The organism is Pseudoalteromonas sp. NZS11_1 (assembly GCF_015864275.1).
In the GTDB taxonomy this organism is placed as follows: domain Bacteria; phylum Pseudomonadota; class Gammaproteobacteria; order Enterobacterales; family Alteromonadaceae; genus Pseudoalteromonas; species Pseudoalteromonas arctica.
On record NZ_JADYXK010000012.1, the window covers coordinates 114,658 to 122,837 of the forward strand.

Consider the following 8,180-nt stretch of genomic DNA (forward strand, 5'->3'; position numbering starts at 1 on the left):
GTTTGGAGTTTGCATGAAAACAGTTTGGCTTGTAGATGATGATGCTTCTATTCGATTTGTACTTGAAAAAGCACTAACCCGTGCAGGGTTTAACACAGAGAGCTTTGCTAATGCGCAAGATGTACTAAGCGCACTAAAGTTTAGCCAACCTACTGTTTTAGTTTCTGACGTACGAATGCCTGGTATGGATGGTATGGCGTTGCTTGAACTTATTGCAGAGCAAAACCCTGGGCTGCCGGTTATTATAATGACTGCGCACTCAGATTTAGACTCAGCTGTAAATGCATTCCAAAAAGGTGCTTTTGAATACCTTGCTAAGCCGTTTGATTTAAACGAAGCAGTGGCGCTAGTCGAAAGCGCATGCAGAGCAAACTCCACTAAAAAAACTAAGCGAAAGCAAGCTCCACCAAAAAGTGCCCACATAATTGGTGAAGCGCCCGCAATGCAAGAAGTGTTTAGAGCGATAGGTAAACTATCGGCCTCTAGCATGAGCGTATTAATAAATGGCGAATCTGGAACAGGTAAAGAACTTGTCGCCAGTGCGCTGCACAATCATAGCCCACGTAAAGAAAATCAATTTATTGCACTTAACATGGCAGCCATTCCAAAAGAGCTTGTTGAGTCAGAGTTATTTGGCCACGAAAAAGGCGCATTTACGGGCGCCGACAGCGTGCGTAAAGGCCGCTTTGAGCAAGCCAATGGCGGCACACTATTTTTAGATGAAATTGGTGATATGCCACTTGATGTACAAACACGTTTATTACGCGTTCTTGCCGATGGTGAGTTTTATCGCGTTGGTGGCCATCAAAGTATAAAAGTAGATGTGCGTATTATTGCGGCTACGCACCAAAACCTTGAAGATTTAGTTAAACAGGGCAAGTTTAGGGATGATTTATTTCATCGTCTTAATGTTGTGCGCCTACGTTTACCTGCTCTTCGAGAGCGTACTGAAGATATAGAAAGCTTATCGCAACACTTTTTACATAAAAGCGCTAAAGAGCTACAAGTAGAAAGCAAAGTGCTGAGCCCTAAGGCAACTGAGCAATTACGCTTATTTAATTGGCCAGGCAATGTACGCCAATTAGAAAACACCTGTCGCTGGCTTACTGTAATGGCACCGGGTGAGCTTGTAAGCGAGCAAGACTTACCGCCGGAGATTCTGGATGCTTCGCCAACCCAGGAAGAAGGTGATTGGCTAGATGCGTTTCAGCAATGGCTTAATCAAGAGCTTAAACAAGGCAAAGAAAATATTTGGCCTGACATTCAAGCCCAGCTAGAAACTCGCTTAATTAAAACCGCACTGGCTAATTGTTCTGGTCATAAGCAAGATGCGGCTATAAAAATTGGTTGGGGACGCAACACGTTGACCCGAAAATTAAAAGAGCGCAATATTAGCTGATTAAACGCTTTTAACACATTTGGTTATTGATGAAGCTAATCGAACATATTCCATTATTCAAACAAATGGAAATTATAAACAGGCTGCACTTTTTTAAAGAATTCACGCTCAGCGAGCGCCAAGTCTTATTAGAGTCGTTCGGCCTGTTATATTTAGTAAGCCAGCATCAATTTTTATTTAAGCAATACGATAACGACAAACGTTTGTACATTGTACTTAGCGGCGCGTTATTAGTATTTAAGCATAACCATTTGCTAGAACTTGGCACTATTGAGCCCGGTGAATTTATAGGTGAAGGTGCCTTCATAAATAACCGAGAGCGTAGTACCAGTGCTCGCGCTAAAACCGACAGTATAGTCCTCGCTATTACCCCTGAAGCACTCACCCGCTTACCTAATGTTATCCGCGAAAAAATTAAAGACCGAATTATAGAAGGTATGAGTCTGCGCATTGCCAAACTAAGCGAGCATATAGAAACTCACGGTTAACTCTATCACTCAGTCCATATAAACAATTTGTAGTGAACAGTTAAGCCAATCTGGTTTGTTTAAATATGCATTGTAAATAAAAGTATCTGACGGCTTTTGACCAAAGGGTGTGCTTATTTTAGGCGTAGTATGCGTGTACGATTGCGATGTGTTTTGATAATGAATAACCAAGTAGGGTTCAAAAAGCTCCCAATCCAACATCACTTTAACACCCGTTGGTAATGTAAATTGCGTCTTTTTTTCGTCAAATGAAACGCGCATATTATTATATTTATCGTTTAAGCAGCCCGTTGTAAGCATAATACTTGGCATACTTAGCTCGGTACTTTGTGAAGCTGAACGTAAATAAAAACCTATATTGCCATTAGTATAATGATGATTCTCTGCTTTACTGTAAATAATGTCAGGTTCAAACCCCATACTTTGCATTATTAGCGTTAACTGTTCTAACTGCCCGCTATTAAAGTCTTTATAAGAGACAACTAACGTCGCATTTTTATATGCTTTTGGTACTACGATATTTTGGTATTGATAAGGTAGAGTTTGAGCAGCCAGTTTAGTTTCTAGCTGCTGCTTTTGATTTGTACTCAGTGCTTGCGTGTAAACATACACAGTGGGTTGCTGGCACGCACTTAATAAAATGACTAAGCACGCTAAAAGTATATTTTTCATCATCAACCTCAAATAGATTACACTTGTAGTCTATTTGATTTTTGATAAATAGCAAATCAGTTAGTTTGGCTATCTAACCAAGCATCAACACTTTTGCGAGTATATAAAACTTCTTTAAATAAACGATGACGTTCAAATTCAAGTTTTGTTTTTCTCGTGGCATCACCACTAACTAAACGGCTATGGGTATCATTGAATTTTGAAATTACAGAAAAACCGCGCTCATCTTGATCAGCTTGCTTTTTTACAGAATTAGCAAGGTGCTCTCTAACATCGTCAGCAGTTAACATACCTGAATTGTCTAATCCCATTAGCTCTTTTTTCATTGCTAATCTTACGCCCATTTCCTACTCCATTTAATGAAAACTATTTAATCCGCCAAAGTTTTAGCAATTAGCAGGCCATACGTAAAATTAACTGCTGCAAAGGTTACTCTTCAATTGCTTCAGTTTTTTTAAAGACAGATAAAATACATAAAAAATTTCATAGCTATTTAAGTATTACAATTAGCGAAAGTCACTTGCTTTGGTGCAAAAGTAGCTGCAAGCCTTTATACTACAGCTTGTGCGTTACCCCACCGAGAGCAAATATGAACGAAGAATACATAGAAATAGAATTAGAAGAAGAGCCAATTGAGCTTTGTAAATTATTAAAAGTACTAAACTTAGTTGAAGGTGGCGGCCAAGCTAAAAACCTAATTACCGAAGGCTATGTGGGTGTTAACCATGAAATTTGTACAATAAAGCGGAAAAAATTATACAGTGGCGATGTATTAGAATTTGATGGTGAATTTTTTAAACTTGTGCTAAGTGAAGATGCAACCCCTGCAGAAAAACCTGCGGTACAAACTCAAGCAGAGTCAAAGCAAGCTGCACCACAACCAACAAATCAGCCAGCTAAAAGTAAGCGCAAGCGAACTAAAAAACCAAAAGTAGATGATAAAACAGGTCGTCGTCCTATTTCATTTGGTTAAGCATTTAAAAGCCCTCTTTTTATATAAAAAGGTCAACTTGTATAGTTGGCCTTTTTACTCTTTAATAACCTAGTTAATAATAATAAAAACAAGGTTATAAAATGTCTGTTAAAACACCTAAAAATTGGTTTAAGCCAGTTGTATGGGCGGCACTAATATGGAACTTACTTGGCGTTATTGCATTTGCTATGCACATGATGATGACACCCGAAATGATAGGTAAACTTCCGCTAGATCAACAAGCTGCCTACTCTAACGTTCCTATTTGGTCAACCATTGCATTTGCTATAGCTGTATTTGGAAGCACTTTTGGTTGTCTGTTTTTACTTGCTAAAAACGCGCTGGCAACACCTACTTTTGCGCTATCGCTCGGCGCTATTTTAATTCAGCAATATTATAATTTTGTGGTCATAAACAGTATTGAGCTACTTGGCGCAAGTGCTGTATTTATGCCTATTTTTGTAATCATTATTGCCATTGCTTTACTTTGTTTGAGTATTAAAGGTAAGCAACAAGGTTGGTTACAATAATTAATAAGGGTCGAAATAACTTTTGACCCTACCTCTTTCAAATCATCTCTTGAAATTAAACTTTTCAGCATCATCTCTACTATATTAACTGTACAAAATTCATTCTCTAAACACGATTTTTTACACTGGTATGTACTTTGCAACTCGAACACTACAGAGGTCACTCTTCAAAATATTTTTCTAATTCATAAAGGGGCAAATAATGAATAATAGTTTCGATACCCAACATCAGCTCACAATAAATGGTGAGCAATATCATATTCATTCTCTAAAAGGACTTGGCGACAAAGCGAAACGATTGCCCTTTTCCTTAAAAGTATTACTTGAAAACCTTCTTCGTAACGAAGATGGCGCAAATATAAAAGAACAAGATATTCAAGCCCTTCTTAATTGGGATCCTCAAGCAAAACCTGCATCTGAAGTTGCCTTTACACCTGCCCGTGTAGTTATGCAAGACTTTACCGGCGTACCTGCTATTGTTGATTTAGCCGCGATGCGTGACGCAATGGAGAAGCTAGGTGGCGATCCTGCAAAAATAAACCCGTTATCACCTGCTGAACTTGTTATTGACCATTCGGTACAAGTAGATGGCTACGGAAATGATGGTGCATTTGATTTAAATGCAAAACTTGAATACGACCGAAATAAAGAACGTTACGAATTTTTACGTTGGGGACAAACCGCTTTTGATAATTTAAAAGTAGTGCCACCAGCAACCGGCATTGTTCACCAAGTAAACCTAGAATACTTAGCGCGCGTTGTTTTTAATGAAGAGCGCGACGGCAAAAAATTCGCTTACCCAGATACGCTTGTAGGGACTGACTCTCACACCACCATGATTAATGGCTTAGGTGTGCTTGGTTGGGGTGTCGGCGGCATTGAAGCCGAAGCAGCCATGCTTGGTCAGCCAATTAGCTTACTCATTCCACAAGTAGTCGGTATGAAGCTAAGCGGCCGCTTACCTGAAGGTACGACCGCAACCGATTTAGTGTTAACTGTAACCGAAATACTGCGTAACCATGGTGTAGTGGGTAAATTTGTAGAGTTTTATGGTGATGGCCTTGCCGACTTACCACTTGCCGATAGAGCAACCATAGCGAATATGGCACCAGAATACGGCGCTACGTGTGGTATTTTCCCAATTGATGATGAAACCATTAACTACCTTCGCTTAACAAACCGCGACGAAAGTCACCTAAAGGTAATTGAGGATTACGCAAAACACCAAGGTTTATGGCGTAACGATGGTGACGAAGCTAGCTATACCGATACACTCGAGCTTAAACTAGGTGATGTTGTACCAAGCCTTGCAGGCCCTAAACGACCACAGGATAGAATTTCCCTAGACAAGGCTGGTGAAGTGATTAGCCAGCATTTAAAAAACTTTCAAGATGAACGTATGGCTCGTCGTGATAATAGCGACGAAGAACAAGCTCGTATTGAAAGTGAAGGGCCAACAACAAATCCAGATGAACCAGTTAACGAAGCGCAGTTTATGGGCGCCGCTAAGGTTAAATTTAAAGGCCAAGAGTTTGAACTAAACGATGGCGCTTGTGTTATTGCCGCAATTACCAGCTGTACTAATACTTCTAACCCAAGTGTTATTTTAGCTGCTGGTTTGGTTGCCAAAAAAGCAAAACAGTTAGGCATTAATGTAAAACCTTGGGTTAAAACATCACTTGCACCAGGCTCTAAAGTAGTTACCGACTACCTAGAAAAAGCAGGCCTGATGGATGACCTAGAAAGCCTAGGCTTTAACTTAGTTGGCTACGGCTGTACTACGTGTATTGGTAACTCAGGGCCGCTTGCAACTGAAATATCAGACGCAATTCAAAAACATAAATTGGTAGTGAGCTCTATTTTATCGGGTAACCGTAACTTTGAAGGGCGTATTCACCAAGATGTTAAAATGAACTTTTTAGCGTCGCCTCCGCTTGTTGTTGCTTACGCCATTGCGGGCAGAACCGATATTGACGTATACAACGAACCCCTGGCTCAAGATGCTAACGGTAACGATATTTACCTTAAAAATATTTGGCCGAGCGTTAAAGAAGTAAGTGACCTAGTTAAAGAAACAGTAACTAAAGAAATGTTCGAAAAAAGCTACGCTAACGTTTACGAAGGCGATAGCCGTTGGCAGCAAATTAAAATACCAGATGGCAAACTTTACGATTGGGATGACGCATCTACCTACATTAAAAAAGCACCATTTTTTGATGGTATGAAAGTAGAACCACCGGGCATTCCTACTATAGAAGGTGCACGTTGTTTAGCTAAGCTTGGGGATTCAGTAACCACTGACCATATTTCTCCAGCAGGTGCTATCAAAGCAGATGCACCAGCAGGTTTATACTTGCAAGAAAATGGCGTAGATAAAGCGCAGTTTAACTCGTACGGTTCACGCCGTGGTAATCACGAAGTAATGATGCGTGGTACGTTTGCTAATGTGCGTCTTAAAAACTTACTAGCACCAGGTACTGAAGGTGGCGTAACACGTACTCAGCCTGGCGATACGCTAGAGAGTATTTATGATGCAGCAATGGAGTATCAAAAAAATAATACGCCACTCATTATTTTAGCGGGTAAGGAATACGGTACGGGTTCATCTCGTGACTGGGCTGCTAAAGGCTCACTTTTATTAGGCGTTAAAGCCGTTGTAGCACAAAGCTATGAACGTATTCATCGCTCTAACTTAATTGGTATGGGTGTATTACCTCTGCAATTTAAAGAAGGTGAAAGCTACGAGTCACATGGGTTAACAGGGCAAGAACAATTTGATATTGATGGCCTGTACGATAAAACCGATGAAGTAACCGTTATTGCTACAAATGCCGAAGGTAAAAAAGTAACCTTGAGTGCTGATGTACGTATTGATACCCCTAAAGAGTGGGATTACTACAAACACGGCGGTATTTTACAATATGTACTGCGTAATATGCTCGACTAACAAAGACAGTAGTTAATACATTTAAAAACCCAGTTTAGTAATAAGCTGGGCTTTTTTATGTGTGCTGTTTGTTGTCTTAAATCAATGCTAAGCATTTAAAGCGTGCCTACACTATAGCGACTATTAGTGGGGTAACTATGTCGCAAACGATGATAATTAGGCTGCTTAAAACATCAATAGTGCTTGGGTTGTGCCTTATTGTGACTGGCCACACTTTAATTGTGTCGAGTTACTTCACTGTTAATCATGGTATTAAAGGAATAATTATAGCCGCGGCATGCATTGCTGTAGGTGTACTGCTGTCGCTTCCCACTAAAATATATTTAACCGTATTATTGATGGAAGCCGAAAAACGTTATTTAAAAAACCATAAAAGCACTCACTCTAAATAATTAGAGTGCACTTAAATTATTAATTTCTTTATTACGTTTTTCTAGTTTGTCTTTTACATTTTCGGCATCATTAAATAGCTTTTTAACAGAGTCTGGGTTCAAAATACTGATCCCCTCTGGTGCAGCCGACATTGTATTTGTACTTGGAGAGGTATTTAAAATAGATGTGTCTTCTGCTGCAATAACAGTAATATCTTTAGGATCGAGTTTTACTTCAATACTTTTTGCATGCGGGTTAGGTGTATCAGAAAAGTGCCATTGGCCTGTTTCGTCTTGCCACTTAAAAATTTTGCTGCTTGAGGTAGTACTTTCAGGCATTGGTTCATCAGAAATACTGCTCGCAATTTTATCGCCAGCTTGCTTAACGCCCTGCACTGCTTGGTCCAAAGTATTGCTAGATAGCGCAACCATTTTTTCTTTAATTTGCTGAGATTCACTGCTAATTGATGATGCAGAAAGCCATGTTTGACCATCGGGCTTTTTTAAATAAAACAAAGAGATAACTGCAATAGCCATGATTGATATAGCTAAGTAGGTAAAGTATTTCATAGCGTTCCTGCTTTAATTAATCCTTTATTGCCTTGAGTCTAATAAAAAATACTTAATTAGGCAATTTTTTGTACCCTAATAAAAGAAAATAAAAACGCAGCCGAAGCTGTAATGCCGTTCACTTAAGGTGAGCGGCTTTTTTATTTCTAGCGTACCGCTGTGGTCTTGGGTTGACTGAACGAGGAAAACTTCGCTCCCTTCGTGGCTCTAGAATGAGGCTTTCTGCCATC

The 8,180-nt window shown here is 39.6% G+C and carries 9 protein-coding genes; 6 read left to right on the plus strand and 3 right to left on the minus strand.

What is annotated here, in order from left to right; translation table 11 throughout:
• The first annotated feature begins 13 nt into the window (after nt 1–13).
• Complete coding sequence (gene ntrC, locus I6F44_RS10710) at nt 14–1,399, plus strand: nitrogen regulation protein NR(I) (RefSeq protein WP_007582175.1); 1,386 nt, start codon at nt 14–16, stop codon at nt 1,397–1,399.
• Nucleotides 1,400–1,428: 29 nt separating this feature from the next.
• Nucleotides 1,429–1,887, plus strand: a complete 459-nt coding sequence (locus I6F44_RS10715) for a cyclic nucleotide-binding domain-containing protein (RefSeq protein ID WP_010554789.1) — start codon at nt 1,429–1,431, stop codon at nt 1,885–1,887.
• Between the two features lie 9 nt (nt 1,888–1,896).
• Here I6F44_RS10715 and I6F44_RS10720 read toward each other — a convergent pair whose 3' ends face one another.
• A complete protein-coding gene (locus I6F44_RS10720; protein ID WP_197173756.1) occupies nt 1,897–2,559 on the minus strand; it encodes a hypothetical protein in 663 nt (220 codons plus the stop codon).
• 56 nt (nt 2,560–2,615) lie between these two features.
• Nucleotides 2,616–2,903: a hypothetical protein gene (locus tag I6F44_RS10725; RefSeq protein ID WP_007582180.1), complete on the minus strand. Its 288-nt coding sequence runs from the start codon at nt 2,901–2,903 to the stop codon at nt 2,616–2,618.
• Nucleotides 2,904–3,148: 245 nt separating this feature from the next.
• Here I6F44_RS10725 and I6F44_RS10730 point away from each other — a divergent pair, with 245 nt between their 5' ends.
• The 4 genes from I6F44_RS10730 (at nt 3,149) to I6F44_RS10745 (ending at nt 7,401) form a co-directional block, all read left to right on the plus strand.
• Nucleotides 3,149–3,532 carry an RNA-binding S4 domain-containing protein gene (locus I6F44_RS10730; RefSeq protein WP_121955325.1) on the plus strand — a complete coding sequence of 128 codons (384 nt, stop codon included), beginning with the start codon at nt 3,149–3,151 and terminating at the stop codon, nt 3,530–3,532.
• Between the two features lie 101 nt (nt 3,533–3,633).
• Nucleotides 3,634–4,062 (plus strand): hypothetical protein, encoded by a 429-nt coding sequence (locus I6F44_RS10735; protein ID WP_197173757.1) that lies wholly within the window; start codon nt 3,634–3,636, stop codon nt 4,060–4,062.
• Between the two features lie 202 nt (nt 4,063–4,264).
• A complete protein-coding gene (acnA, locus tag I6F44_RS10740) occupies nt 4,265–7,009 on the plus strand; it encodes an aconitate hydratase AcnA (protein ID WP_010554785.1) in 2,745 nt (914 codons plus the stop codon).
• 137 nt (nt 7,010–7,146) lie between these two features.
• Nucleotides 7,147–7,401 carry a hypothetical protein gene (locus I6F44_RS10745; RefSeq protein WP_007582187.1) on the plus strand — a complete coding sequence of 85 codons (255 nt, stop codon included), beginning with the start codon at nt 7,147–7,149 and terminating at the stop codon, nt 7,399–7,401.
• On the opposite strand, the gene I6F44_RS10750 is transcribed toward I6F44_RS10745, so the two are convergent.
• Nucleotides 7,402–7,950, minus strand: coding sequence for a DUF4124 domain-containing protein (locus I6F44_RS10750; protein WP_010554783.1), 549 nt, complete (start codon nt 7,948–7,950; stop codon nt 7,402–7,404).
• Nucleotides 7,951–8,180 lie beyond the last annotated feature (230 nt).